The organism is Stenotrophomonas sp. CS3K5 (assembly GCF_059515225.1).
This window is the reverse complement of record NZ_JCAKRX010000005.1, coordinates 43,275-68,975: the sequence shown is the minus strand read 5'-3', so window position 1 is coordinate 68,975 and position 25,701 is coordinate 43,275. Positions and strand designations below refer to the sequence as shown.

At 66.5% G+C, this 25,701-nt stretch carries 20 protein-coding genes, 7 tRNA genes and 1 pseudogene; 16 read left to right on the top strand and 12 right to left on the bottom strand.

The genetic code is table 11. The features are described 5' to 3' along the window. Positions 1-282 precede the first annotated feature (282 nt). From AC5YGJ_RS09315 to AC5YGJ_RS09300, 4 genes are all read left to right on the top strand, one after another. Positions 283-3,501: an efflux RND transporter permease subunit gene (locus AC5YGJ_RS09315; RefSeq protein ID WP_496186343.1), complete on the top strand. Its 3,219-nt coding sequence runs from the start codon at positions 283-285 to the stop codon at positions 3,499-3,501. Further along, positions 3,494-4,657, top strand: a complete 1,164-nt coding sequence (locus AC5YGJ_RS09310; protein WP_496186342.1) for an efflux RND transporter periplasmic adaptor subunit — start codon at positions 3,494-3,496, stop codon at positions 4,655-4,657. Before AC5YGJ_RS09315 ends, AC5YGJ_RS09310 begins: the two co-directional genes overlap by 8 nt. After that, complete coding sequence (locus tag AC5YGJ_RS09305; RefSeq protein WP_496186341.1) at positions 4,644-6,035, top strand: efflux transporter outer membrane subunit; 1,392 nt, start codon at positions 4,644-4,646, stop codon at positions 6,033-6,035. Before AC5YGJ_RS09310 ends, AC5YGJ_RS09305 begins: the two co-directional genes overlap by 14 nt. Before the next feature lie 76 nt (positions 6,036-6,111). Beyond that, positions 6,112-6,414, top strand: coding sequence for a hypothetical protein (locus AC5YGJ_RS09300; RefSeq protein ID WP_249843659.1), 303 nt, complete (start codon positions 6,112-6,114; stop codon positions 6,412-6,414). On the opposite strand, the gene AC5YGJ_RS09295 is transcribed toward AC5YGJ_RS09300, so the two are convergent. Next, positions 6,356-6,646: a putative quinol monooxygenase gene (locus AC5YGJ_RS09295; RefSeq protein ID WP_249843660.1), complete on the bottom strand. Its 291-nt coding sequence runs from the start codon at positions 6,644-6,646 to the stop codon at positions 6,356-6,358. The genes AC5YGJ_RS09300 and AC5YGJ_RS09295 overlap by 59 nt on opposite strands. Positions 6,647-6,708: 62 nt before the next feature. After that, a complete protein-coding gene (locus AC5YGJ_RS09290; protein ID WP_496186340.1) occupies positions 6,709-7,809 on the bottom strand; it encodes a DUF5694 domain-containing protein in 1,101 nt (366 codons plus the stop codon). A gap of 154 nt (positions 7,810-7,963) precedes the next feature. On the opposite strand from AC5YGJ_RS09290, the gene AC5YGJ_RS09285 reads away from it, so the two are divergent. After that, complete coding sequence (locus tag AC5YGJ_RS09285; RefSeq protein WP_496186339.1) at positions 7,964-8,500, top strand: GNAT family N-acetyltransferase; 537 nt, start codon at positions 7,964-7,966, stop codon at positions 8,498-8,500. Between the two features lie 264 nt (positions 8,501-8,764). Then, positions 8,765-10,591 carry a methyl-accepting chemotaxis protein gene (locus AC5YGJ_RS09280; RefSeq protein ID WP_496186338.1) on the top strand — a complete coding sequence of 609 codons (1,827 nt, stop codon included), beginning with the start codon at positions 8,765-8,767 and terminating at the stop codon, positions 10,589-10,591. On the opposite strand, the gene AC5YGJ_RS09275 is transcribed toward AC5YGJ_RS09280, so the two are convergent. Together AC5YGJ_RS09275 and AC5YGJ_RS09270 are read right to left on the bottom strand one after the other, a co-directional pair. Beyond that, positions 10,588-12,021, bottom strand: coding sequence for a GGDEF domain-containing protein (locus tag AC5YGJ_RS09275; RefSeq protein WP_496186337.1), 1,434 nt, complete (start codon positions 12,019-12,021; stop codon positions 10,588-10,590). The genes AC5YGJ_RS09280 and AC5YGJ_RS09275 overlap by 4 nt on opposite strands. A gap of 215 nt (positions 12,022-12,236) precedes the next feature. Further along, positions 12,237-12,322 (bottom strand) — tRNA-Leu (locus tag AC5YGJ_RS09270). Between the two features lie 132 nt (positions 12,323-12,454). On the opposite strand from AC5YGJ_RS09270, the gene AC5YGJ_RS09265 reads away from it, so the two are divergent. Both AC5YGJ_RS09265 and AC5YGJ_RS09260 read left to right on the top strand, forming a co-directional pair. Next, positions 12,455-12,835 carry a response regulator gene (locus AC5YGJ_RS09265; protein WP_249843665.1) on the top strand — a complete coding sequence of 127 codons (381 nt, stop codon included), beginning with the start codon at positions 12,455-12,457 and terminating at the stop codon, positions 12,833-12,835. A 71-nt stretch (positions 12,836-12,906) separates the two neighbouring features. Further along, the gene (locus tag AC5YGJ_RS09260; RefSeq protein WP_010484956.1) at positions 12,907-13,104 is read left to right on the top strand and encodes a hypothetical protein; all 198 of its coding nucleotides are present in this window, start codon (positions 12,907-12,909) and stop codon (positions 13,102-13,104) included. Positions 13,105-13,149: 45 nt separating this feature from the next. Here AC5YGJ_RS09260 and AC5YGJ_RS09255 read toward each other — a convergent pair whose 3' ends face one another. Continuing rightward, a complete protein-coding gene (locus AC5YGJ_RS09255; RefSeq protein ID WP_309339747.1) occupies positions 13,150-14,106 on the bottom strand; it encodes an SOS response-associated peptidase family protein in 957 nt (318 codons plus the stop codon). A 76-nt stretch (positions 14,107-14,182) separates the two neighbouring features. Here AC5YGJ_RS09255 and AC5YGJ_RS09250 point away from each other — a divergent pair, with 76 nt between their 5' ends. Next, positions 14,183-14,599 carry a GNAT family N-acetyltransferase gene (locus tag AC5YGJ_RS09250; protein WP_249843667.1) on the top strand — a complete coding sequence of 139 codons (417 nt, stop codon included), beginning with the start codon at positions 14,183-14,185 and terminating at the stop codon, positions 14,597-14,599. A 70-nt stretch (positions 14,600-14,669) separates the two neighbouring features. Here AC5YGJ_RS09250 and AC5YGJ_RS09245 read toward each other — a convergent pair. The 7 genes from AC5YGJ_RS09245 to AC5YGJ_RS09215 form a co-directional block, all read right to left on the bottom strand. After that, positions 14,670-14,745 (bottom strand) — tRNA-Glu (locus AC5YGJ_RS09245). Positions 14,746-14,791: 46 nt separating this feature from the next. Next, positions 14,792-14,867, bottom strand: a tRNA-Ala gene (locus tag AC5YGJ_RS09240). A gap of 46 nt (positions 14,868-14,913) precedes the next feature. Continuing rightward, positions 14,914-14,989, bottom strand: a tRNA-Glu gene (locus AC5YGJ_RS09235). A gap of 49 nt (positions 14,990-15,038) precedes the next feature. Next, a tRNA-Ala gene (locus AC5YGJ_RS09230) sits at positions 15,039-15,114 on the bottom strand. Between the two features lie 184 nt (positions 15,115-15,298). Continuing rightward, a tRNA-Glu gene (locus tag AC5YGJ_RS09225) sits at positions 15,299-15,374 on the bottom strand. A gap of 53 nt (positions 15,375-15,427) precedes the next feature. Beyond that, positions 15,428-15,503, bottom strand: a tRNA-Ala gene (locus AC5YGJ_RS09220). 103 nt (positions 15,504-15,606) lie between these two features. After that, on the bottom strand, positions 15,607-16,005 hold the full coding sequence (locus AC5YGJ_RS09215; RefSeq protein ID WP_249843668.1) for a heavy metal-responsive transcriptional regulator: 399 nt from the start codon (positions 16,003-16,005) through the stop codon (positions 15,607-15,609). A 185-nt stretch (positions 16,006-16,190) separates the two neighbouring features. Between AC5YGJ_RS09215 and AC5YGJ_RS09210 the strand changes: the two genes are divergently transcribed. From AC5YGJ_RS09210 to AC5YGJ_RS09180, 7 genes and pseudogenes are all read left to right on the top strand, one after another. Beyond that, positions 16,191-17,258 carry a GlxA family transcriptional regulator gene (locus AC5YGJ_RS09210; protein WP_249843669.1) on the top strand — a complete coding sequence of 356 codons (1,068 nt, stop codon included), beginning with the start codon at positions 16,191-16,193 and terminating at the stop codon, positions 17,256-17,258. Between the two features lie 87 nt (positions 17,259-17,345). Continuing rightward, positions 17,346-18,149 carry a redoxin family protein gene (locus AC5YGJ_RS09205; RefSeq protein ID WP_496186336.1) on the top strand — a complete coding sequence of 268 codons (804 nt, stop codon included), beginning with the start codon at positions 17,346-17,348 and terminating at the stop codon, positions 18,147-18,149. A 30-nt stretch (positions 18,150-18,179) separates the two neighbouring features. Continuing rightward, positions 18,180-19,022 (top strand): thiol:disulfide interchange protein DsbG, encoded by an 843-nt coding sequence (gene dsbG, locus AC5YGJ_RS09200; RefSeq protein ID WP_249843671.1) that lies wholly within the window; start codon positions 18,180-18,182, stop codon positions 19,020-19,022. 513 nt (positions 19,023-19,535) lie between these two features. Continuing rightward, positions 19,536-20,965 (top strand): annotated as a pseudogene (locus AC5YGJ_RS09195) (DcaP family trimeric outer membrane transporter). A 77-nt stretch (positions 20,966-21,042) separates the two neighbouring features. Then, the gene (adiC, locus tag AC5YGJ_RS09190) at positions 21,043-22,395 is read left to right on the top strand and encodes an arginine/agmatine antiporter (protein WP_107233177.1); all 1,353 of its coding nucleotides are present in this window, start codon (positions 21,043-21,045) and stop codon (positions 22,393-22,395) included. A gap of 20 nt (positions 22,396-22,415) precedes the next feature. Continuing rightward, entirely contained in the window at positions 22,416-24,704 is a 2,289-nt protein-coding gene (locus AC5YGJ_RS09185; RefSeq protein WP_496186335.1) for an Orn/Lys/Arg family decarboxylase, read from the top strand. A 28-nt stretch (positions 24,705-24,732) separates the two neighbouring features. After that, a complete protein-coding gene (locus AC5YGJ_RS09180) occupies positions 24,733-25,635 on the top strand; it encodes a cation diffusion facilitator family transporter (RefSeq protein WP_249843674.1) in 903 nt (300 codons plus the stop codon). Positions 25,636-25,701: the final 66 nt, after the last annotated feature.

The window sequence follows — 25,701 nt, the reverse complement described above, 5'->3', positions numbered from 1 at the left end:
ACTGTGGGTTTGCGGGGTGTGAGCCGCATGGATGCGGCGACCAAGGCTACAGGGACGTACTTGCGCCGTCCCCGCAAACCCATAGTGCCCCGCCAACCTCCAGCAAACCGCCCTGGCTTTTGATGTTGACGTTGATTCGGCGGGTGCAGGGCGCCACCCTGCCGAACCCACCCCTTTCATGAAATATGTTTCATCCGTAGCACGGCATTGTTTCAGCTGCCAGCGCCGATACTTGCCGGCCTGCGCTGCCCGCGGTGGGCAGTGGCACCGCTGGAGAGCCGCATGCTCGGGTTGGTCAGGACCGCGCTCAACAAGCCTTACACCTTCGTGGTGATGGCCATTTTCATCTGCATCGTCGGTCCGCTCAGCGCACTGCGCACCCCCACCGATGTGTTTCCCGATATCGGCATCCCGGTCATCGCGGTGGTCTGGCAGTACACCGGCCTGTCGCCGGATGCGATGGCCGGTCGGGTGGTCTCCCCTTACGAGCGCGCGCTGAGCACCACCGTCAATGACATCGAGCACATCGAGTCGCAGTCACTGGCCGGCATGGGCGTGGTCAAGGTGTTCTTCCAGCCGGGTGTGGACATCCGCACCGCCAATGCGCAGATCACCGCCATCTCGCAGACCATCGTCAAGCAGATGCCGGCCGGCATGACGCCGCCGCTGATCCTCAACTACAGCGCCTCCACCGTGCCGGTGCTGCAGATGGCGTTCTCCAGCCCGACCCTGGGCGAATCGCAGATCCGTGACCTGGCGCAGAACACCGTGCGGCCGCCGCTCACCTCGATTCCCGGGCTGGCCATTCCCGCGCCGTACGGCGGCAAGCAGCGCCAGATTACCCTCGATCTGGACCCGCAGGCGATGGCGGCCAAGGGATTGTCGGCGCAGGACGTGGGCAATGCGCTGGCCGCGCAGAACCAGATCACCCCGGTCGGCACTGCCAAGCTGGGCAGCAGCGAGTTCACCGTGCTGCTCAACAACAGCCCCAGTGAGATCGAGGCGCTGAACGATCTGCCGATCCGCACCGTCAACGGTGCGGTGGTCACCATTGGCCAGGTGGCCCACGTCCGTGATGGCGCGCCGCCGCAGACCAACATCGTGCGCGTCAACGGCGGGCACTCGGTGCTGATGGCCGCGCTGAAGAACGGCGATGCCTCCACGCTCACCCTGGTCAGCCGCATCCGCGGCATGCTGCCGCAGATCGGCGAAACGCTGCCGCCGTCGCTGAAGATCTCGCTGCTGGGGGATGCCTCCACCTTCGTGCGCGAATCGATCAGCAGCGTCGCCCGCGAAGGCATCATCGCCGCGCTGCTGACCAGCGTGATGATCCTGGTGTTCCTCGGCAGCTGGCGCTCGACAGTGATCATCGCCGCGTCGATTCCGCTGGCGGTGCTGTCGGCCATCGCGCTGCTGTCGGCCGCCGGGCAGACGCTCAACGTGATGACGCTGGGCGGCCTGGCACTGGCGGTGGGCATCCTGGTCGACGATGCCACGGTCACCATCGAGAACGTCAACTGGCACCTGGAGCAGGGCAAGGGCGTACGCGAGGCGATTCTGGACGGCGCCGCGCAGATCGTCGGCCCGGCATTCGTGTCGCTGCTGTGCATCTGCATCGTGTTCGTGCCGATGTTCCTGCTCGATGGCATTGCCGGCTACCTGTTCCGGCCGATGGCACTGGCGGTGATCTTCGCCATGGCCAGCTCGTTCGTGCTGTCGCGCACGCTGGTGCCGACCATGGCGCTGTATCTGTTGAAACCGCATCGGGTGGAGCGAGGCGCCGGTCATCATCCCGAAGATGCCTTCCTCAACCATCACGAAGGTGACCATCCGCAGCCCCGCCGCGCGCGCTTCACCGCCACCATGGTGCGCTGGCAGCAGCGCTTCGAAGCCGGTTTTTCCGCCACCCGTGACCTGTACCACGCGCTGCTGGGCCTGGCGCTGGCCCATCGTGGGCGCTTCCTGGTCGGCTTCATGGCCTGCGTGCTGCTGTCCTTCGCGCTTCTGCCGACATTGGGCCAGGACTTCTTCCCGGCCACCGAAGCCAGCGCACTGTCGCTGCATGTGCGCCTGCCGCTGGGCACGCGCATCGAGGAAACCGCTGCGGCCTTCGATCGCATCGAGGCACGCATCCGCCAGGAGATCCCGCCGCACGAGATCGATGCCATCGTCGACAACCTTGGCCTGCCGATGACCGGCATCAACATGGCCTACAGCGCCAGTGGCACCATCGGTCCACAGGATGGTGACATCCAGGTCTCGCTGAAGCCGGGTCATGCTGATGCGGCAGCCTACGAGAAGCACCTTCGCGAAGTGCTGCCGGCCGCATTCCCGGGTGCCAGCTTCGCCTTCCTGCCGGCCGACACCAGCAGCCAGATCCTCAACTTCGGTTCACCGGCGCCGCTGGATATCCGCATTGCCGGGCCGGACGCAGCCGGCAACCGTGCCTATGCGCAGGAACTGCAGCGCCGCCTGCGCCACGTGCCGGGGCTGGTCGACCTGCGCCTGCAGCAGCCCGACGGCTATCCCACCTTGAAGGTGGACGTTGATCGCCTGCGCGCCAACGGCCTGGGCATCACCGAACGCGACGTCACCAACAGCATGGTGGCCTCGCTGGCCGGCAGTGGCCAGGTGGCCCCCACGTTCTGGCTGAGCCCGAAGAACGGCATCTCCTACGGCGTGGTCGCGGCGACGCCGCAGTACCGCATGGACAGCCTGGCCGCGCTGCAGGCGTTGCCGGTGACCGGCAGCGGTGGCGTGCCGCAGGTGCTGGGCGGACTGGCCGACATCCAGCGCGGTTCCAGCTCGGCGGTGGTGACCCATTACAACGTGCAGCCCACGCTGGATCTGTTTGCCAGCGTGCAGGGCCGCGACCTAGGCGCGGTGGCGGCCGATGTGCAGAAGGTCATCGACGGCATGGCCGGCCAGCGTCCGCGCGGCACCGAGGTTGGCCTGCACGGGCAGATCGACGCGCTGCATGTGGCCTTCACCGGCCTCGGCTACGGCCTGCTGGCCGCGATCGTGCTTATCTACCTGCTGATCGTCATCAACTTCCAGTCCTGGACCGACCCGTTCGTGATCATCACCGCGCTGCCGGCCGGGCTGGCCGGGGTGGTCTGGATGCTGTTCCTGACCCACACCACGCTGTCGGTGCCGGCGCTGACCGGCGCCATCCTCTGCATGGGCGTGGCCACGGCCAATTCGATCCTGGTGGTCAGCTTCTGCCGTGAGCGTCTGGCCGAACACGGTGATGCCGCCAAGGCCGCACTGGAGGCAGGTTTCACCCGCTTCCGCCCGGTCTGCATGACGGCGCTGGCGATGATCCTGGGCATGTTGCCGACCGCACTGTCCACCGAGCAGAACGCGCCGCTGGGTCGTGCGGTGATCGGTGGCCTGCTGCTGGCAACCTGCGCCACGCTGATCTTCGTGCCCGTGGTGTTCGCGCTGGCCCATTCCCGTAAAACCCGTACTGCTCCTGCCGGAGAACCCCTGCATGTCTGAGTCTTCGCTGCCGCAGCGTTCGCTGCGCCGTCCTTTGCTCATGGCCGCCGCCGTGGCGCTGGTGCTGGTGGCCGCCGGTCTGGCCCTGCGCGCACAGCAGGCACACGCGGTGGTCGAGTGGACCGAGCGCCAAGCGGTTTCTTCGGTGCAGGTGGTCACTGCGGGAGAGCAGGGCGCTGCCGGTACCTTGACCCTGCCGGCGCACCTGAGTGCCTGGACCGAAGCGCCGATCCATGCCCGGGTGGGCGGCTACCTGAAATCCTGGAGTGCCGACATCGGCCAGCCGGTGAAGGCTGGCCAGGTGCTGGCGGTGATCGATAATCCGGAGCTGGATCAGCAGATCGCCCAGGCCCACGCCCACCTGCTGCAGGTGCAGGCCGACGCGGCGCTGGCCAAGGTCAGTGCCGAGCGCTGGCAGGGCATGCTGGGCAGCCATTCGGTATCGCGCCAGGAGGCGGACGAGAAGCAGGCCAATGCGGTGGCGGCGCAGGCCAGCGTGGAAGCGGCACAGGCCGACTATGCGCGGCTGCAGGAGCTGGGCCGTTACCGCACGTTGCGGGCGCCATTCGACGGCACGGTCACGTCGCGACAGACCGACGTCGGCCAGTTGATCCGCGCCGATGACAGTGGCCGCGAGCTGTTCACCATCGCCGATACCCGCCGCCTGCGCCTGATGGTGCCGGTGCCGCAGAACAGCGCGGCCAGCATCCGGCCCGGACTGCAGGCCACGCTGCAGGTGCCGGGCCAGGACGGGGGGCATTTCACAGCTACCCTGCAGGGTGATTCCAGCGCGATCGACCGCAGCTCGGGCACGCTGCTGGCGCAGTTCGTGGTCGACAACACCGATGGCGCACTGCTGCCCGGCAGCTACGCGGAAGTATCGTTGCCGCTGCAGGGCGGCGGTGCCGGCGTCAGCGTGCCGGCCGAGGTGCTGATCTTCCGGGCCAAGGGCACCCAGGTGGCGGTGGTTGATGGCAAGGACATCGTGCACCTGCGCGATATCCACATCGCCAGTGACCTGGGCAGCACGCTGCGCGTGGACCGTGGCCTGAAGGCGGGGGACCGGGTGATCCCCAACCCGCCGGATGCATTGCGCGAGGGCGATCATGTGCGCGTGGTCGCCGGTAACGCGGAGCCTGCGCATGCCCGCGGTTGAGCGCACAGCGGCGCTGATGGCGGCAGCCGCGCTTGCAGGTTGTTCGCTGGCGCCGACCTATCAGCCGCCCTCGGTGGCGATGCCGGCGGCCTACGAGCAGGTGCAAGCCCCGGCGGCTGCCGCGCCGCTGCCACAGACATGGTGGCAAGCGTTCCAGGACCCGCTGCTGGACCGGTTGCAGCAGCAGTTGCTGCAGGCCAATCCGACGCTGGCGTTGGCCGTTGCGCACTACGACGCGGCGCGTGCCGCCGCCGGGGAAGTGGCGGCGGCGCGCCTGCCGCAGGTCGGCTTCAGCACCGGGCCGGTGCGTCAGCGCCAATCCGATGACAAGCCGCTGCGCAGTGCCACCCAGCCGGCCATCTATGACAGCAACACGGCCACATTCTCGTTATCGTTCGATCTCGATCTGTGGGGACGCCTGCGCAACGCCGCCGCCGCGGGCAAGGCGCGCGCCGAGGCCAGTGGCGATGACCTGGCCGCCGCGCGCCTGAGCCTTTCGCAGCAGTTGACCGGGTTGTACCTGCAGCTGAGGGGTACCCAGGCGCAGCAGGGGATCCTGCATGGCAGCATCGAGGACTACCGGCAGGCGCTGGCACTGACCGAGGATCGCTTCCGCGGCGAGATCGCCTCGGAACTGGACGTGTCCCGGGCGCGTCATCAGCTGGCCAGCGCACAGGCTGACCTGGACGCGCTTGACGCACGCAACGAACTGGTGCGGCACGCCATCGCCGAGCTGGTCGGCGCACCTGCGAGCGGATTCGCGCTGGCCGATGCCGCGCTGCCGGCGTTGCCTGCGGTGCCGGCCGATCTGCCCAGCCACCTGCTGCAACGCCGGCCGGATATCGCCGCCGCCGAACGCCGGGTGTTTGCCGCCAACGCCGGCATCGGTGTGGCCCGTGCGGCGTGGTTCCCGCAGCTCAGCCTGAGCGGCCTGCTGGGGGGACAGACCTCCGGTGGCAGCGCGTTGCTCGAGGCAGGCAACCGCTACTGGGCATTGGGCCCACTGGCGACGCTGCCGGTGTTGGATGGCGGCCGGCGCAAGGCGGCCAAGGCCGAGGCCTATGCGGAGTTCGATGCGGCTTCGGCGCAGTATCGCGCGACCGTGCTGGCCGCGATCCGTCAGGTGGAAGACCAGTTGACCCTGTTGCGCCAGCTCGACGCCCAGCACGGCCACGAGCAGGAGGCAGTGAGTGCGGCGCGGCGTGCCGAGCAGATCGCGCGTGACCGCTACGCCGGTGGCGCGGTCAGCTACCTGGACGTGGTCAGTGCGCAGACCGATGCGCGCCAGGCCCAACTCGGCCTGCAGGACATCCAGAGCCGGCAGCTGCAGGCCAGCGCCGCGCTGATGGCGGCGCTGGGCGGTGGCTGGTCGCGATAGCCGCCGGAGGCGGTCTCAACCTGTGAGAGGGAGGGGCGGAACAATCGCCGCATCTTCCCGGACAAGAGAGCACAGGATGATCAGCTGGAATCGGAATGCCGTCGCCGCCTACGCACCGGCCATGGTCGGCTGGTGCCTGGCGCTGGCCAGTGGCCTGCGCCTGGAACAGCTGCGCGACGATCGCCTCGCCCAGGCGATGCTGCCGCTGCTGCACAAGGGCGTGGTGGCCTCGCTGGTCCTCACCCTGGCGTGCACGGTGGTGGCCAGCGTGCTGCTGTGGCGAGGTGGCCACCGTGATCGCAACGGCATCGATGCGGGCACTACAGCGGCGCGGCATCCATCAGCACGAACCGGCACGGCGCACGCTGGAAGGCGTTGATCCGGGGCACCAGGCGCAGGAAGTGTTCGCTGGCGCAGTGGAGGTCGAGCGCGGCGCGGTCCGGCCATTGTTCGATGAAGACGAAGTGCCCCGGATCCTTCTGGTCGACGAACAGTTCATAGCCGAGGCAGAGCGGCTCGCGCTGCGTGCACGCAACCAGCTCGCGGTACAGGGGAAGCACGGTGTCCACGGCATCGGGATGGATGAAATCCTCGGCGATCACTTTCAGCATGTCGGCACCTGCAGCTTGGGCCCTGCAGGATAGTGCCGGCACGCGGCCGGCACCTATCCCACTCACTGCAATACTGCGTCCGCACTGACCAGCTGCACATCGTGCATCTGGTTGAGGTAGGCCTCGTAGTAGCCCTTGTGCGAGGCGCCGACGATGGTCAGCATGCGGCTGCCGGGGTGCTGGCCGAGCACGTCGCGCATGTTGGCCACCATGCGCAGGTTGCGGGTTTCCCAGTAGCCGACATAGCTGCGGCCGAACCCTTCGGTGGACGGCTCGACCAGGGCAGCGCCGAAGTCGCTGCGGTAGACAGTCATGGCCGTTCCCGGGGCGTTGTAGTCGCGATAGAGCGCGAGCATTCCGCCGGGCTTGGCCAGGTTGGCGTACAGCACCTCATCGGCGGCGAAGCGTGCCGTGGTTGCCGGATTGTCCCAGGCCGCCTGCAGGGCCGCACCATAGGCCTTTTCCTTGTCCTTGGCCGTGGGCGTATCGGCGGTGTGGTCATCCACCTGCCACAGCCGCTCCAGGCCCAGGCGCGCGGCCAGTACAGCAGCGATCATGCCGGCCTCGTCGCGGCGTGTCATGCGCTTGTCGAGGAACTGCACCAGTTCCGGGGTCAGGCTGTCGGCGGCGCGGCGCTCCTGCGGGGGCAGGCGCAGCCATTGCACCAACGCCGACCCGTGCTCGCCTGCGGCCAGGCACACGGCGGCCAGCCGGCGGCGCTGCGCCGGCGTCGGCGTATCCGGCCATTGCGCGAGCAGGCGCTCCATTTCGGCATTGGCTGTGGGCACATCCAGCCCGGTAGCGGCCCGCGCAGGCGCCGGGTCGATGCAGTAGGTCTCGACGCTTTCGGCGTAACGGGTCGGGTTGCGCCGCATGAAATCGCACTGCAGGCCGGACAGGTTCTCCACGGCGATGGCATTGGGCTGCCAGGCCTGCAGGCGCTGGAGCAGAGGCTCCAGCAGCGGCTGCAGGATGTCCGGTGTGAAGGTTTTCGGCAGGCCGGACAGATGCGGGCTGCCCAGCACCAGCACCTGGTTGGGACGGCCTGGGGGCGGCCCCTTCAGCTGGTCGGGGTGGAAGTCTGGCCGATAGGTGGCATCGGCAGCGAACGTGCCGGTGCTGCACAAGCCCAGGATCAGGAAGCTGGCCAGGCGTGGGAACATGCGATCTCCGTGTCAATGGACGTCCTGCAGTCCGCTGCATGCTGGCCACTTTCGTGTGCCGGGGAATCTCCCGTTGGTCATGCAAACCTTTTGTGCTTGAACTGCATCGGCGTTGCAGGCGAGGCTGTGGGTATTGACCGTGACGAAGCTGGACATGCCCACTGACGACTGGATCATCAACAGCCGGCGGCTGCGCCTTCGGCCGTTCACCCCGGCCGATGCCGACCAGGCGTTTGCCGCGATCACGCCGGGGCTGACCCGCTACATGGCGTTCGAACCGCCGGTATCGGAGCAGGCCTTTGCTGCCGTCTGGCAGGCGTGGTTGCCCACCATCGCCGACGCGAGCGACATCACGTTCGCGATCCGCCGGCACGAGGATGAGGCGTTTCTCGGCCTGGCGGGTCTGCATCGTACCGGTGATGCGGAACCGGAGCTGGGCATCTGGATCGCCGAAGCGATGCATGGGCAGGGCTACGGCCGTGAAGCCGTGGCGGCGGTGTGGGCGCACGCGTCCCGGCGGCTGCACTGTGCTGCGTTCCGCTACCCGGTGGCCGAGCAGAACACGCGCAGCCGGCGCTTGGCCGAATCCCTCGGCGGCGCCCCGGTCGCACGTGAGCAAGCTGTGAAGTATGTCGCGGTTGTCTACCGCATTCCCGCAGCAGCACCGGAAGATGCGACCGGCGTCGCCTAATTCGGCTAAAGCCACCCGCAACAACGCCGATATCCCCTCTGGATCCCGCTCCAGTCGCCCGCTGCAGGACCCCAGGCTGCCCCCGATGGGCGGCCCGCGCTGTGTGTTCCGCCGCTTCCAGATGCCGATCGCACCCGCACCAGACGTTCTTGCCAGCCGCTCGAGGGGTGCCATCCGGCACCTGTAGTCCTTAGCAACTGAAGTTGCCGCCGGGCATCCCGCCCGTCGGGTCGCAACCCTTTGTCGGACACCGAGGATCAGACAATGCTCATTCCAGGCTTCACGGCGGGCGCGCAGGCGCCGGCCGAGCTGCATACCCGTTGGTCGCCGTGGCGCGCGCTGCTGGGCGCCTTGGCCCCGCCGCATCGCGCCAGCACCGAGTCGGCAGCGAACGATCGCTCCGAACTGGAAGCCCAGGTGGCGGCCCTGCATCGGGTGCAGGCGGTCATCGAGTTCGCGCTCGACGGCACCATTCTGCAGGCCAATGACAATTTCCTGCAGGCGGTGGGCTATCGGCTGGAGGAGATCCAGGGCAAGCATCATTCCCTGTTTGTCGACCCGGAGCAGGCGCGCAGCGCCGAATACCGCGACTTCTGGACGCGGCTGGGGCGTGGCGAGTTCGATGCCGGGCAGTACCGCCGCTTCGGCAAGGGCCAACGCGAAATCTGGATCCAGGCCTCGTACAACCCGGTGCTGGATCGCCAGGGGCGCCCGTACAAGGTGGTCAAGTTCGCTACCGATATCACCGCGCAGAAGCTGCAGGCGGCCGATTCGGCAGGGCAGCTGGCCGCGATCGGCAAGTCGCAGGCGGTGATCGAGTTCAGCCTGGACGGGCGCATCCTGTCAGCCAACGACAACTTCCTGGCCACCACCGGTTACAGCCTGGACGAGGTGCGTGGCCAACATCATTCGCTGTTCGTTGAACCCGAATTTCGCAGCAGCGCCGAGTACCGCCAGTTCTGGGAAAAGCTCGGGCGCGGCGAATACGATGCCGGCCAGTACCGGCGGCTGGGCAAGGGCGGTCGCGAAGTCTGGATCCAGGCCTCGTACAACCCGATCCTCGACCTCAACGGCAAGCCGTTCAAGGTCGTCAAGTACGCCACCGACATCACCGCGCAGGTGCATGAAAACCAGGCCATGCAGCGTGCCGTGGCGCAGACCCGCGAAGTGGTGGCCGCGGCCAAGCAGGGCGATCTGACCCGGCGCGTGGCCACGGCCGGCACGCAGGGCCCGATCAGTGAACTGTGCGAGGGCGTGAATTCGCTGGTGGAGGCGATGGCCGCGATCATCAGCCAGATCAAGTTCGCCGCCGACACCATCGCCGTGGGCGCGACCGAAATTGCCCAGGGCAACAGCGACCTGTCGCAGCGCACCGAGCAGCAGGCGGCGTCGCTGGAGGAGACCGCCGTGTCGATGAAGGGCCTGGCCGACACCGTGCAGCGCACCGCCGCCAACGCACGCCAGGCCAGCCAGCTGGCCGGTGGCGCCGCCGAGGTCGCTGCGCGCGGTGGCAGCGTGGTGCACGAGGTGGTGGAGACGATGGCGGTGATCAATGCGTCCTCGCGGCGCATCGTCGACATCATCGGGGTGATCGACGGCATCGCCTTCCAGACCAACATCCTGGCGCTGAATGCCGCAGTGGAGGCGGCACGCGCGGGCGAGCACGGCCGTGGCTTTGCCGTGGTCGCCACCGAGATCCGCGAACTGTCGCAGCGTTCGGCCAGCGCGGCCAAGGAGATCAAGCAGCTGATCGATGCGTCGGTCGCCAATGTGGGGGCCGGCACCGCCCAGGTCGAAAGCGCTGGCCGCACCATGGACGAAATCGTGACCAACGTGCGCCGGGTCAGTGATCTGATGAGCGAGATCAGTACCGCCTCGCAGCAGCAGAGCGACGACATCCAGCAGATGAATCATGCGGTCGATCTGATCGACCAGGGTACCCAGCAGAATGCGGCGCTGGTGGAAGAGGCCTCGGCGGCGGCACGCAGCATGGAGGAGCAGTCGGCACAGCTGCTGCAGACCGTTGCCGGTTTCCGCGTGCAGGGCAGCAGCGCCCATCCGCAGGGCGGCGCCGTCCTGCGCGCGGTCTAGGCACGACGGTCGGAGCGTTCGTCAGCGGCCGCCGTGGCGGTACGCACGCAGTTGCGGCCAGCGTGCTTGGCGCGGTAAAGGGCCTGGTCGGCGCGGTCGACCAGATCACCCGGCGCGGTCTCCGCGCCAGGGGGCTGCCAGGCCACGCCGATGCTGATCGTCACGCTGTCCTCGGCGGCCGGCAGCGCGGCGGCTGCCACGGCGGCACGCAGCCGCTCACCTGTCTGCTCTGCGTGGGCAGTGTCGGGCGAGGGCAGGGCAGCGACGAATTCCTCGCCGCCGTAGCGGGCCAGCAGATCGTCGCCACGCTGCAGGCAGCCCTCGAGGATCGCCGCAACGGCCCGCAGCCGCCGGTCGCCTTCCGGATGTCCGTAGGTGTCGTTGAGCCGTTTGAAGTGATCGATGTCGATCATCAGCACCGCCAGTCCCAGGCCCTGACGGCGCGCACGGCGATGAGCGCCGGCCAGTGACTCATCGAAGCTGCGGCGGTTGCCCAGCCCGGTCAGGGGATCGCGCCGGGCCAGCAGTTCCAGCTCATCGCGCTGGCGCTGGATCTCGACCTGGGTCAGCACGCTGCGCAGGGCGTAACCGAGCATGGCACCGATGAAGCCCACCGTCGCCAGGACCGGCTGCAGGCGGGCGACCAGCAGGGCCACCATCATCAGCAGCAGCGGCAGCATCAGCGGGACCCCGGCATCGACGACGCGGCGCAGATCGCGCGGCACAGCCACCGCCGGCCAGCGCCGGGTGCTGCCGGCCATCACCGCCAGCAGCACGAACAGGCCGCTGATCAGCAGGTCGGTCCACCCTCCGTCGGGTGCCCGGGGCTGCACCGTGTTGATGTACAGCGCCAGCAGAAAGTAGCCCAGCGCGTAGATCGAAAGTGTCCGGAAGAAGTCGCGGCGGTCGGGATTGTCCTCAGCCAGGAAGCGGATGAGCGCGAAGCAGAACACCAGGCTGTTCTGCACCATGCTCAGGGTGCTCAGGCTCTGCATCCACAGCGCGGTGTTCAGGTGCGCCAGCGCCCGCGTATGCATGAAGTACAGCAGCCAAAGCAGAGCAATGATCGCAAGGTCCACCGCGCGGATGCAGCGGTTGCCGCCACCCGGGCTGGCCGCCACATAGGTCAGCGGGACCCGGTAGAACACGTACAGAACCAGCGTTGACAGCATCATCTGTGCAGGCCCCAGACCGGCCATCCTGCGGTACAGCAGGGCCAGCAGGGCCAATGAGAACAGACTGACGGCAACGCCGAGCAGGCGCCACTTGCAGGCGGCCTGGCTGCGTCGCGCGCGCCCGGCGCAGGCCAGCGCCGCCAGCAGCGGAGCGGCCATCAGCATCAGGTAGGAGCCGACCGGGTCTTCAGGGCCGATCAGGCCGATGACAAGCGCGTGCGTAACCAGGAACAACAATGCGGCACGCAACGTCATGCATTCCCCCGCCCCCAGCTCCGGCTGCGGTCACGATAGGCAGATGCGGGTGAGGCTGGCAAGAAAAGTGTGAACTTCGTTCACTGGCAACGTTGTCAGCAGAAGGCGGGTATTTCAGCGGGATGACGCGTTCGGTTCATCCGCATCGCGCCCGGGGGCGGCGTCGGGCCCTGCATATGCAAAAGGCCAGGTCGGGGACCTGGCCTTTGATGCAGTGGTGCCGGTGAAAGGACTCGAACCTTCATGGGGTTACCCCCGGCTGATTTTGAGTCAGCTGCGTATACCATTCCGCCACACCGGCAGGCAGCGTGCGAGTGTAACCGAGGTCGGCAGGGCTTTCATAGAGGGAAGGCCGATCAGGGCGCTTTCTGTCGGTATAGGCTCTATGGTGGCTATACTGCGGCGGCTTGAATACCTCCAGGAGCGGTAGCCGATGACAGCGTTGCAGGACCTGAGGGTGCTGGTGGTCGAGAATGACGAGATGAGTGCGGCCCTGCTGCAGATGCAGCTGGTGCATGCTGGTGCGACCGTGGTCGGGCTGGCGGCAAGCGTGTCCGAAGCCCTGCAGCTGTTGTCGGAATCGCGCCCGGACGTGGCCCTGCTCGATTATCGTCTGGCCCGCAACGAAACCAGCGAACCGGTGGCGGCTGCGTTGTTGGCATGCGGCGTTCCCTTCGTGCTGGCCACCGGCATGCTGGCCGAGCAGATTCCCGAATCGATGCGCAGCGGCGTGCTGCTGGTCAAGCCCTATCTGTCGGCCGACCTGTTCCAGGCACTGGTGCGCGCGGTCGGTCGTTCCAGCGTCAAGGCCTGAGCGGACACGTCCGTTTCGCCAGGCAGGTATGCTGGCGGGGCCTGAATGCTCAGGCCTACAAGGAGCGTGGCATGAAGAAGTGGATCAAGCGCATGGTTGCCGCCGGTGTCCTTTCGATGGCGGTCTTTGGTGGTACGGCGTCGGCCGCGTGGTGTGGCCAGCCCTGTTTCCAGCTCTACAAGAGCTGCATCGCACGGGGCGGTGAGGTCGAGCAGTGCCTGCAGGAACAGGCGTTCTGCGAAGAGGCGATGTGCGGCGGCAACCCGTGATCCAGGAACCCCGCCCAGGCGGGGTTTTTCATCTTTGCGCGGCGCTCAGCCCGCTTCCTCGTAGACGTAGTGGATCTCCTCGCGGTCGTCGAGGATGCGGTACTGGCGCGTAAGGTCATCCGGGTCGGGATTGAGCCAGGCATCCAGGTGTTCCCTGCGGATCGGCACGACGCCGCGATCATGTCCGGCAGCGGCGACATCGCTGGGCGGCGCATCGGTGATCGTGGCAAATGAGAGCAGGCGTCCCTCCGGGCCGTCCCATTCCGCCCACAGGCAGGCCAGCAGCAGGTCGCGCGGTGGATCGGGACGGAACTCCAGCACCACATCCTGCTCTTTCTCGTCCGTGCCCAGTGTGCGCCCGGCCATCGCGTGGCGGGGCACGTGCTCATAGAACGCGCTGACCACCACGACACCGTGGCGCAGGCCGAAGGCGCCGCGCCAGTAGCCTTCCAGGCTGTCGCGGCGGGCGTTGTAGGTGCCGGGATAGAGCACGTCGTTGCGCGCGGGCTTGTCCGGGAGCCGGCATTGATAGCGCATCGGCTTGATCACCCGCTGGCCGTGCTCGCAGACCATCACCGGCGCGTAGGTGCCGGGAAAGATGCGGTTGTCGCGCGGCAGCAGCTGCACCCGGTGCAGGTCTTCGAGCCTTGCCTGCGCGCGCTCGATGCGATTGCCGGCCACGCGCAGGTCGTTGCGCGCCTTCTGGGTGGGGCGCGTGGCAAGGGTGGCATGGGCGATGTCGCGGCGCTCGCGCTGGCGGGCCAGCTCGGTCTCCAGTTGCTGTCGCTCCTGCGCATGCCATTGCTGGATCTTGGCGAGGATGTCGCGGCCCTGCTCGGTGCGTGCGCCGGCAAAGCCATCGTCCATGGCTTTGGGGGTCTTCGGGCGCTTCTTGCCGGGATCATGTGCGTACAGTTCGGCAAATTCCTCCAGCGAGAGGACGGCGCCGAATTCACGCACCAGCTTGGCGTAGTCGGCGCGGATCAGGGCGGAATAGCACATGGGGACTCTGCCGGTGTGGGTCGCAGCGGCTGCGACGCGGATGCGGCAGGATAGCCTGACCCTTTGGAGAGAGTGCATGAACGATTCTGTCGCCTGCCAGTTCCGCGAGGCCGTGCCCACGGTCGAAGACTACTGCCAGCTGCGTGTGCTTGCCGGCCTCAGTGCCAAGAGCCGGGAAGCGGCCGAGCGCGCGCTGCCCAATACCCTGTTCGGTGTGTGTGCCTATCAAGGGAGTGAACTGGTGGCGATGGGGCGCATCGTCGGCGATGGCGGCTGCCATCTGCAGGTCTGCGATATCGCGGTGCTGCCGCGGTTGCAGGGGCAGGGCCTGGGCAAGGACGTGATGCGACGGCTCGATGCATGGATGCAGGCGAACCTGCCGCCGTCGGCGTACGTCAGTCTCCTGGCCGACGGTGAGGCGCACCGGCTGTATGCGCAGTTTGGTTTCGCGCCGACCGCGCCGGCCTCGATCGGGATGTATCGCCGGTTCTGAGGCGTGATGGCGCCTTCCCATGAATCGCAGACAAAGAAAAACCCCGGTCGAAACCGGGGTTTTCAAGAATTGGCGTCCCCACGGGGATTCGAACCCCGGTCGCCACCGTGAAAGGGTGATGTCCTAGGCCTCTAGACGATGGGGACGCACGAAAACTTCAAGTTGTAGAACCTCGACGGCCTAATGTCGAAGTGGTGGAGCCAAGCGGGATCGAACCGCTGACCTCCTGCATGCCATGCAGGCGCTCTCCCAGCTGAGCTATGGCCCCGATGAAACTACGGATGATCTGCCGGGAGCAGAGTCCGTTTTGAAACTGGCGTCCCCACGGGGATTCGAACCCCGGTCGCCACCGTGAAAGGGTGATGTCCTAGGCCTCTAGACGATGGGGACGCACGAAAAACTTCAAGTTGTAGAACTTTCGACGGCCTAATGTCGAAAGTGGTGGAGCCAAGCGGGATCGAACCGCTGACCTCCTGCATGCCATGCAGGCGCTCTCCCAGCTGAGCTATGGCCCCGTGTTACCGAGCCGCCTATCATACCTGCGTGTTCACGTTTGTGGAAGCTTTTTTTGAACTTTTTTCGTTCCGGTTCAACCGCGGCCACGAGGGCAGGGGAACCGCAACGCCACAACCTGAATGCCGGTAGGCGGTGAACAAAAAAGACCCGGTTATCGGCCGGGTCCTCGTTGTTCGTGATGAGTGGCGTCCCCACGGGGATTCGAACCCCGGTCGCCACCGTGAAAGGGTGATGTCCTAGGCCTCTAGACGATGGGGACGCAGATCTCATCAATGTTCTTTGCGACCTTTCGACGGCCTAATGCCGAAAGTTTGGTGGAGCCAAGCGGGATCGAACCGCTGACCTCCTGCATGCCATGCAGGCGCTCTCCCAGCTGAGCTATGGCCCCACGTCGCTGAGGAGCGAAATAATAGCCTTGCCCCAGGGGGTTGGCAAGCATTTGTTGCACTTTTCTTCACGTCGATCGCGAAGGCGATGTCATGCCTCTGCGCTCATGCGTTGCCATCGGTCAGGGCAGCCAGGATCGGGCATTGATCCAGCGTGCCATGACCGGGGCAGGCCTCAACCAGCTGCGACAGGGCCGCATGCATGCGTTGCAGTTCCGCCATCCGTTGTGCGATGTCGCGCAGGCGTGCCTGCGCCGTGTCGCGCACGCTGCCCATGTCATGCCGGTGCTGGTCGCTGAGGGCCAGCAGTTCGCCAATCTCCTCCAGGCTGAAGCCCAGCGCCTTGGCGCGGCGGATGAAGCGCAGGCGACGCAGGTCAGGCTCGCCGAAGATGCGATAGCCCCCGGCTGAGCGTGCTGCCGGGGGCAGCAGCTGCTGGCGCTCGTAATAGCGCACCGTATCGATCGGTACGCCGGCCTGGCGTGCCAGTTGACCAATGTTCATGGCGGATTCCTGCGGATGCTGACGCCCATTGTGGAGTCTTGAGTCCGCTCCAGGGTCAAGGGACGTCCCTGCGCCGCATTCAGCCTACTTTGCAACTTTCTTCATAGCCCCGCTGCTGGAGCAGTTCCTACCCTGCGCCTGAACTGGCCGCGCGATGGCCTGCAACGAAGCGAGGAGGGGGGGCTGTGGAAGGATTCAGGAACGAAGGATTCGTCGAGGTGGGGGTGGTGGAGTATCCCGGAGGAGACCCATCTGCGGCCTCGGTGCTGACTGAGATGGCCCATGTGGCCAACCGGCTTGCCCACCAGCAGCGGCGACCGTTCAAGCGCGTCGTGGTGACGCGCTGGATCGTGCCGGCCAGCCAGACCGGGGTGCATCGCATCGCCGGCGCGGAGATCCTCGATGCGGACATTCCTGGCGTGGTCGCTGTACCGGGCCAGATCAGCCAGGGGGTCTGCCTGCGCGCCGACGAGATCCTGCTGGACTGGCTGCGCGCGCATTACGACGGCGGCAGCCTGCTGGCCGCCGCAGGCGATGGCGTCAGCGTGCTGGCGCGCGCCGGGCTGCTGGCCGGCCGCACCATCTGTGCGCTGGATTGCGGCCGTCACGCCGGTCTGCAGGGGCAGGCGGCCAGCTGGGTGCCGAGCGAGCGTGCACTGGTCGACGATGGCGATCTGCTGACCGTCGCGGGCAGTCAGGCCTGGCGGTTCCTTGGCCTGCGCCTGCTCTATCGTCTGCACGGCCAGGGGGTGGCCAATGCCGTGGCCCAGCAGCTGGGGGTTACCGTTCCGGCGGGGATCCAGCAGGACCTGGAGCGCTTCAGTGCCAATTTCGCCCATGGCGATCGCGATGTGCTGAAGGCGCAGCGTTGGCTGCATACCACCGCCGCGCGCGGGGCCACGTTGAGTGCGATCTGCGAAGTGTCAGGGCTGGAGCCACGTACGTTGCAGCGGCGCTTCCTCAGGGCCACCGGTCTGCGCCCCATCGAGTACTGCCAACGCCTGCGCATCGCCAAGGCGCAGACGCTGCTGCAGCAGGGGGCGGGCATCGATGAAGTGGCGTGGGGTGTGGGGTATGCCGATCAGAGTGCATTCCGACGACTGTTCCTTCGCATCGTAGGCATGACACCGGCCAACTATCGCCGCCTGGTCAACCACAAGCGGCGCGAGCGTCCGCTGATGCCCTCGGTGGCCGGCAGCCTGCGCGGACTGCAACCTGCGGCCGGCGCGCAGATGCGACGCAGTGCGGCCTGATGCGGAAGGCGTGGAGCGGACGCTGCACTTGCAACCTGGGCACGGCGCTTCGACGATGCAGTCAGCACACGAGTGAACAGGTGGCAGATGTCGAGTATTGGACCGGTACCGATGCCGGTGGTGGTGATACTGCTGGGTGCATTGCTGGCCATGGTGGTGGCGCATCTATGGCCGCGCCGCAAGGGCGAAGCGACGCCGCCTTCGGCGGCAAGCATGGTGCTGGACATGCTGCTGATCGGCCTGCTGTGCGGGCGGATCAGTTTCGTCGTACTGAATTTCGGGCTCTATCGCCAGGCGCCGTGGAGCATCCTGCAGATCGCCGACGGTGGCTATCATCTTGTCGTGGTATTGGCCGCGGGCCTTCTGTGGGGCCTCTGGCGGCTGCGTCCATGGCGTGTTCTGCGTGTTCCGGTGCTGGCCGGTGCGTTGCTGGGGGTGGCGTTCTGGGCAGGTGGCAGCCATCTGTTGGCGGTCTGGCAGCAACAGCGGATGCCACTCCCTGCGGTGCAGGTGGTGGACCTGCAGGGGCGGTCGATCGATCTGCAGCAGTTCCGGGGCGCACCGGTGGTGCTCAATCTGTGGGCCAGCTGGTGCGGGCCCTGCAGGCGCGAGATGCCGGTGCTGGCCGCAGCGCAGCAGGCTCACGCAGGCGTGCAGTTCGTGTTTCTCAACCAGGGTGAAACCGCGGACGAGGTCCGGGAATTCATCGCCGCAGAGCGGCTGGCGCTGGGCAACCTGCTGCTGGACGACTCCGCTTCGGCATCCACCGCGCTGGGGGTGCAGGCTTATCCTTCCACGCTGTTCTTCGACAAGGATGGGCGCCTGCGCGAGCTGCACCTGGGCGAACTGACCGCGGCCGGTCTTGAACACAAACTGCGCCGGCTGCGGTAGCCTGCGCGAGCATCTCACTACGGAGTTCCCATGTTGTCCACTTCCCTGCGTACCGCACCGGCGGTGCTGTTGCTGCCGGTTCTGCTGGCGTTGGCCGCCTGCAGCCAGGCCCAGACCCCGCCAGGCAAGACGGCGGCGGCACCGGCGGCGGGTGCGCCGGCCACCACCGCCAAGGGCGACCGCCCTGCGGTGCTGAAGGGCATCGAGAAACACGGTTTCGAAGTCGTTGCCGAGTTCGATGCACCGGGCGGGCTGCGCGGCTTCGCCGGCGTGGTGGGCGGGCAGCAGCCCGCTGCGGCCTATGTCACCGCCGACGGCAAGAATGTGCTGGTCGGCAGCCTGTTCGATGCCGAGGGCAATGACGTGGCGGCCGAGGCGGTGGAGAAACTGGTCGCTGCGCCGATGTCGGCCAAGATCTGGACCAAGCTGGAAGCCAGTGCCTGGGTGCGTGACGGCAAGGCCGACGCCCCGCGTGTGGTCTATACCTTCAGTGATGCCAACTGCCCGTACTGCCACAAGTTCTGGGAAGCAGCGCGACCGTGGGTCGATGCCGGCAAGGTGCAGCTGCGCCACATCATGGTGGGGGTGATCCGCGAAGACAGCCCTGCCAAGGCGGCTGCCATCCTCGCCGCACGCGACCCGAGCGCGGCGTTGCTGGAGAACGAACGCCAGTTCGACCGGGGTGGCATCAAGGCGCTGCCGAGCATCAGTCGTGAGATCGCCGGCAAGCTCGATGCCAACCAGGTGTTGATGATCGAGATGGGCTTCCAGGGAACGCCTGGCATCCTGTTCCAGGATGCCCAGGGTCAGGTGCAGCGTCGCTCCGGCCTGCCACAGGGGAGCGATCTGCAGACGGTGCTGGGACCGCGCTGAGCAGCGCCATCGCTTTCCTCTGAAGTGCGGGCCCGCATGGCGACATGCGGGCCCGTTGCGTTTGGTGCGGCTGACGGACACAACCGCCTGCGCACAATCTGTTGCGGGTCACGTCTGAATCGTGACTGAGATCAAGCATTACGCCTTGATTCCAATCAAGGCCAAAAACGACAGCTGCACTAGCCTTTGACGCATGGAATACAGCGTCAACGCGCCCTGCATGCCGCGCCGCGGCCGCCCTCATCCGGGCGCAACGGTACAGCCATTCACGACACTCTCACCCTCTGCTTGTTACCCAGACCGCTGCGGTCGCCACCTCTCTGGCAGCGCGGCCTTGATGGTGATGGCATGGGTGGAGATGGGGCAGTGTCATCGTCCTGTTGCCTGCGAGGGGCAGGCTCGCCGGTGCCGTCAACGCAGTACCCGCATTTCCAGCAACGGCAACGTGTGGCCGGGGCGGCACCTGTGTGCGGCCGGGCAGCGCGATTCAATTGTTCGCCCGGGGAGGAAGCAATGCGCTTGGCGGTACTGAGTCTGGCCTGCCTGACGGCACTGGCGATCACGCCAGCGTATGCACAGCAGGGGGAACCGGAAGATGCACAGGCGTTGCGCCGTGAGATCGCTGCCATGCGGCAGGCGCTGGAAGGCATGCAGCAACGACTGGACCGGCTTGAACAGCGCGATGCTGCACCAGCGCAGGCTGCGCCACCGGCGGCGACGCCCGTGGCCACTGCCGCCCCTCCGATGCCATCCATCGCACCCAGGTGCCGGGCGTGGCGCAGCCGGTGCTGCCGCAACGCGACTCGGTGGCCGATCCGTCCACCGCGGCATCGCGACCGGACAGCGCCGCTGGTCCGACCGATCCGGACCTGAAGGGGTTCTTCGCGATTCCGGGCACCGATACCGTGATCCGTATCGGCGGCTACGCCAAGCTGGATGCGATTGTCGATTCGCGCGCGGCTGGTGACGAAGACCAGTTCATTCCCTCTTCGATGCCGGTGGGTGGCAGCCACCGCGATGTCTCCAACTTCAACATCCACGCCAAGCAGACCCGCTTCAGCTTCGAGGCGCGGCGCCCGACCACACATGGCAACCTGCGCTTCTACCTGGAGAACGACTTCTTCGGCAGCAGTGATGGCTACCAGTTCCGCCTGCGCCATGCCTATGGGCAGCTCGGCAACACCTATGCCGGCTATGGCTATTCCAGCTTCATGGATGCCGACAGCCTGCCCGATACCCTCGACTTCGCCGGCCCCGGTGGCGCTGGCTACCTGTTGGTGGCCGGCATCCATCACAGTTTCACGATGGGCAAGGGCAACACCCTGACTATCGCCGCCGAAGACCCGGAGACCGAACTGGCCGGTGCCAGTGATGAACGCACCGCGGTGAACCGCCTGCCCGATGTCACGGTAACCGCGCGCATGGAGCGCGACTGGGGCCACCTGCAGCTGGGCGCGGTGGCGCGCAGCCTGGCCTACGACGGTGAGGGCGAGCGTGACCGGCGCATGGCCGGAGGCCTGCAGCTGAGCGGCTCGGCCTCGGTGGGCGAACGTGATCTGCTGCTGTTCGGTGCGCTGGGTGGCCGCGGCCTCAGCCGATACACCGCCGACCTCACCGGGTCGGGCCTGGATGCCGTGGTGGATGCCGAGGGCCGTCTGGATGCCCTGGACCTGCACGGGGGCTTTGTCGGCTACACCCACTACTGGTCGCCACTGTGGCGCTCGAACCTGATCGTCGGCCAGCTGACCCTGGAACGTAACGCGGCGCTGGCCGCCGACGCCTTCCGGCAGAGCCGCTACGGGGTGTTCAACCTGATCTGGAGCCCGGCCCCCTCGTGGACCATGGGCATGGAACTGCTGTACGGGCGGCTGGAACAGCAGGGCGGCGCGCGCGGCGACACCGTCCGGGTGCAGGGCAGCCTGCAATACAACTTCATCAAGTAGGCGCCAGCGGCTGCACGCCAGCGCAACCCGTCCCCACGCCCGGCCGTACCGGGCTCATGCCAGTACAGGAGATTGTCATGGCAGAAGCAAAGAAAATCGGGGTGGTCGGAGCCACCTTCCTCGTCGCCGGCAACATGATGGGTTCCGGTGTGTTCCTGTTGCCGTCCAGCCTGGCCAAGATCGGTACCGCCTCGATCTGGGGCTGGCTGATCACCACCGCCGGAGCACTGCTGCTGGCCTTCGTGTTTGCCAAGCTCGGCAAGCTGGCACCCAAGGCAGGCGGCCCCTATGCCTATGCGCGTGACTGGTTCGGGCCGTACATGGGCTTCCAGACCAATACCATCTACTGGTTCGCCAACTGGATCGGCAACGTTGCCATTCCGATCGCAGCGGTGGGCTACTTCAGTTACTTCTTCCCGATCCTGTCCGAGCCGCTGGTGCGCTGCATCGCGGTGCTGGTGCTGGTGTGGGCGCTGAGCTTTGCCAACATGATCGGCCCAGCCTTCGTCAGCCGCGTGCAGACGGTCACCACCAGTTTCGCGCTGGTGCCGATCCTGGGCATCGCCATCTTCGGCTGGTTCTTCTTCGACGCCGACATCTTCAAGGGCGCCTACAACGTGTCCGGTGAGTCCAACTTCGGGGCGATTTCCAGCGCGGCGGCGCTGACCCTGTGGGCGTTCATCGGCGTTGAATCAGCCTCGGTGACCGCCGGTGTGGTCGAGAACCCGGAAAAGAACGTGGCCCGCGCGACGCTGGCCGGTGTGTTCCTGGCGGCGGTGGCCTACATCGCCAGCTCGTCGGTGATCATGGGCATGGTACCCAACGGCGAACTGCAGACCTCTGATGCGCCTTTCGCGCTGGCCGCAGCCAAGGCGGTGGGTGGCTGGGGCGGGGCGCTGGTCAGCCTGTGTGCCTTCATCGGTGCGGCCGGCTCGCTGGGTGGCTGGATCCTGCTGACCGCACAGAGCGCCAAGGCCGCCTCCGACGACGGCCTGTTCCCGAGCATCTTCAGCAAGACCAACAAGGACGACGTGCCGGTCAAGGGCGTGCTGATCGTGGCGGTGCTGATGACCCTTGCCGTGCTGGTCACCTCCACCTCGGAAACCGCGTCGGCGCAGTTCGACGTGATCACCTCGGCAGCGGTGGTGCTGACCCTGCTGCCGTACATCTACTCGTGCGTGGCCTGCTACTTCGTGGTCGAACGCTCGCACACCATCATCCATACCGGCGCGTTCTGGACGCTGACCAGCCTGACCGTCGTGTACTGCCTGTGGGCGATCTACGGCTCGTCGGGAACCATCGTGCAGTACGCCTTCCTGTTCGTGCTGTTCATCACCGTGTTCTATCCCTTCTTCAGCGAGGAGCGCCGCCAGCAGCGGCAGCGCGCCCGCGAGGCCTCGGCCATCACCGCCAGTGCCCAGCGTTCCTGAGTTAGACAAGGAGAATCAACGTGTATTTCAAGTCCCTGGACTATCCGGTCATTGTCATCGACAACGACTACGAGTCACCGCGCATCGGTGGCATCCTGATCCGTGCCCTGGTGGAGGAGCTGCGCAGCAACGATCAGCGCGTACTGTGCGGCCTGAATCTGGATGATGCTCGCGCCGGTGCCCGTACCTACGTAGCGGCCTCGGCGGTGCTGATCTCGATCGATGGCAGCGAAGAGGTGGACGGCGAGTTCCAGCGCCTGACCGCCTTCCTGCGCGAGCAGAGCGCACGCCGCGCCAACCTGCCGGTGTTCCTGTACGGTGAACGCCGTACCATCGAGAAGGTGCCGAGCAAGCTGCTCAAGTACATCCACGGCTTCATCTTCCTGTTCGAAGACACCAAGAGCTTCATCTCGCGGCAGGTGATGCGTGCGGCCGAAGACTACATGAAGAACCTGCTGCCGCCGTTCTTCAAGGCGCTGATCCATCATGCGGCCGAGTCGAACTATTCCTGGCACACGCCGGGGCACGCCGGCGGCGTGGCGTTCACCAAGTCGCCAGTGGGCCGCGCGTTCCACCAGTTCTATGGTGAGAACACGCTGCGCAGCGATCTGTCGATCTCGGTGCCGGAGCTGGGGTCGCTGCTGGATCACACCGGCCCGATCAAGGACGCCGAGGAAGAGGCGGCGCGCAACTTCGGCGCTGACCATACCTTCTTCGTCACCAACGGCACCTCCACCGCCAACAAGATCGTCTGGCATGGCACGGTGGCGCGTGGCGACGTGGTGTTCGTCGACCGCAACTGCCACAAGTCGCTGCTGCATGCGCTGATCATGACCGGTGCAGTGCCGGTGTACTTCACCCCTAGCCGCAATGCGCACGGTATCATCGGCCCGATCAGCCTGGACCAGTTCACGCCGGAGTCGCTGCAGCAGCGCATCGCTGCCAACCCGCTGGCCAGCAAGGCCTATCAGGCCGGCTCCAAGCCGCGCATTGCAGTGGTCACCAACTCGACCTACGACGGGCTGTGCTACAACGCCGAGAAGATCGCCGACGAGATCGGCAGCGCAGTCGATTTCCTGCATTTCGACGAAGCATGGTACGCCTACGCCGCGTTCCATCCGTTCTACGAGAACCACTACGGCATGGCCAAGGGCAAGCCGCGTGAGCAGGATGCGATCATCTTCACCACCCATTCCACACACAAGCTGCTGGCCGCCTTCTCGCAGGCCTCGATGATCCACGTGCGCAACTCGGCGCAGCGCAACCTGGATGCCGAGCGTTTCAACGAATCGTTCATGATGCACACCTCCACCAGCCCGCATTACGGCGTGATCGCCGCCTGCGACGTGGCCTCGAAGATGATGGAAGGCGAGGCCGGCCGTTCGCTGGTGCAGGAAATGCATGACGAGGCGATCGCCTTCCGTCGCGCGATGCTGCACGTGCGCGATGACCTGGGGCGCGATGACTGGTGGTTCAGCGTGTGGCAGCCCACAAAGGTCGAGCGCAGCCTGGACAAGGGTGATACGCCGGCACCGCTGGTGGCCAAGCGCGAGGAATGGTACCTGCAGCCGGATGCACACTGGCACGGCTTCGATGGGCTGGTGGACGACTATGTGCTGATCGACCCGATCAAGGTGACCCTGCTGACCCCAGGCCTGTCGATGGACGGCAGCATGGGCAAGCTGGGCATTCCGGCGGCGGTGCTGAGCAAGTTCCTGTGGGGCCGTGGCATCACCGTGGAGAAGACCAACCTGTACTCGGTGCTGTTCCTGTTCTCGATGGGCATCACCAAGGGCAAGTGGAGCACCCTGGTGACCGAGCTGATGGCCTTCAAGGAACTGTACGATCGCAACGCACCGCTGAGCCAGGCACTGCCGTCGCTGGCGGCCGAGTATCCGAACGCCTACGCCGGCTGGGGCCTGCGCGACCTGTGCGACGCACTGCATGCGTTCAACCAGGAATTCTCGGTGGCCAAGGTGATGCGCGAGATGTACGTGGACCTGCCGACACCGGTGATGACCCCGGCCGATGCGTACAACCACCTGGTGAAGGGCGAGATCGAACGGGTCGACATCGAGCAGCTCAGCGGCCGCGTGGCGGCGACCATGCTGGTGCCGTACCCGCCGGGCATCCCGACCATCATGCCGGGTGAGCGGTTCGGCGACAGCGACGAACCGATCATCCAGTCGCTGCGCATCGCCCGCGAGCAGAACGCGCGCTTCCCAGGCTTCGAATCGGACGTGCACGGGCTGATCATCGAGCAGGACGGCGATGTGACCTCGTACCGGGTGGAGGTGCTGAAGGCCTGACCGGCAACGGTCGGCCCTTCGGCGGACGATGGAGACCGCGCGCGAGCAACGCATCCTGAAGTTCTCCATCGGGGTCACCATCGCGGTCAGCGCGGTCGGCTTCAGCGGTGGCCTGCTGGTGGGATCGCAGGCCATCCTGTTCGATGGCGTGTACAGCCTGGTCGACGTGGCGCTGACCCTGGTGTCGTTGTCGGTGCTGCGGCTGGTGGCGCGGGAGCAGAGCCCGCGCTTCCAGTACGGCTACTGGCATCTGGAGCCGATGGTGGAGGCGCTGGGCGGCGTGATCCTGTCGCTGGCCTGCGTGTATGCGCTGGCCAACGCGGTAATTGGTTTGACCACTGGCGGGCACGAGGTGAAATTCGGGCCCGCACTGTGGTGGGCGGCACTGCTGAGTGCCAGCAACCTGGCGATGGCTGCGTTCGTCGCGCAGCGTGCCCGGCGCCTGCGCTCGGCGCTGTTGTGGCTGGACGTGCGTGGCTGGCTGCTGGGTGGCCTGATGAGCCTGGCGGTGGTGCTGGCGTTCGTGCTGGCGCTGGCCCTGCACGGTGGCGACTGGCACCACTGGGTGCCATACCTGGATTCGATCGTGCTGGCGCTGATCAGCCTGGCGGTGCTGCCGGTGCCGGCGCGCAGTGCCTGGAAGGCGATGCGCGAGGTGCTGCAGGTGGCGCCCGACGATCTGGACCGGCGCGTGCAGCAGGTGATGCAGGCATTCGTGGCCGAACGCGGCTACGCCGGCTTCACCAGCCATGTGGCGAAGATGGGGCGCATGCGGTTCATCGAGATCCACGTGTTGGCCGACCCGGCGACGCCACTGGGTTCGGTGGGCGAGGTTGATGCGATGCGCGATGAGATCGCGGTACGCCTGGATGCCCGTGGCAGCACGTTCTGGCTGACCATCGATTTCACTGCCGACCCGGCGTGGACGTAGCGTCGAGCTTGCTCGACGGCACCCGCGTGGTTGCCTTCTGCCTGCCTGTAGAGCCGAGCCCACGCT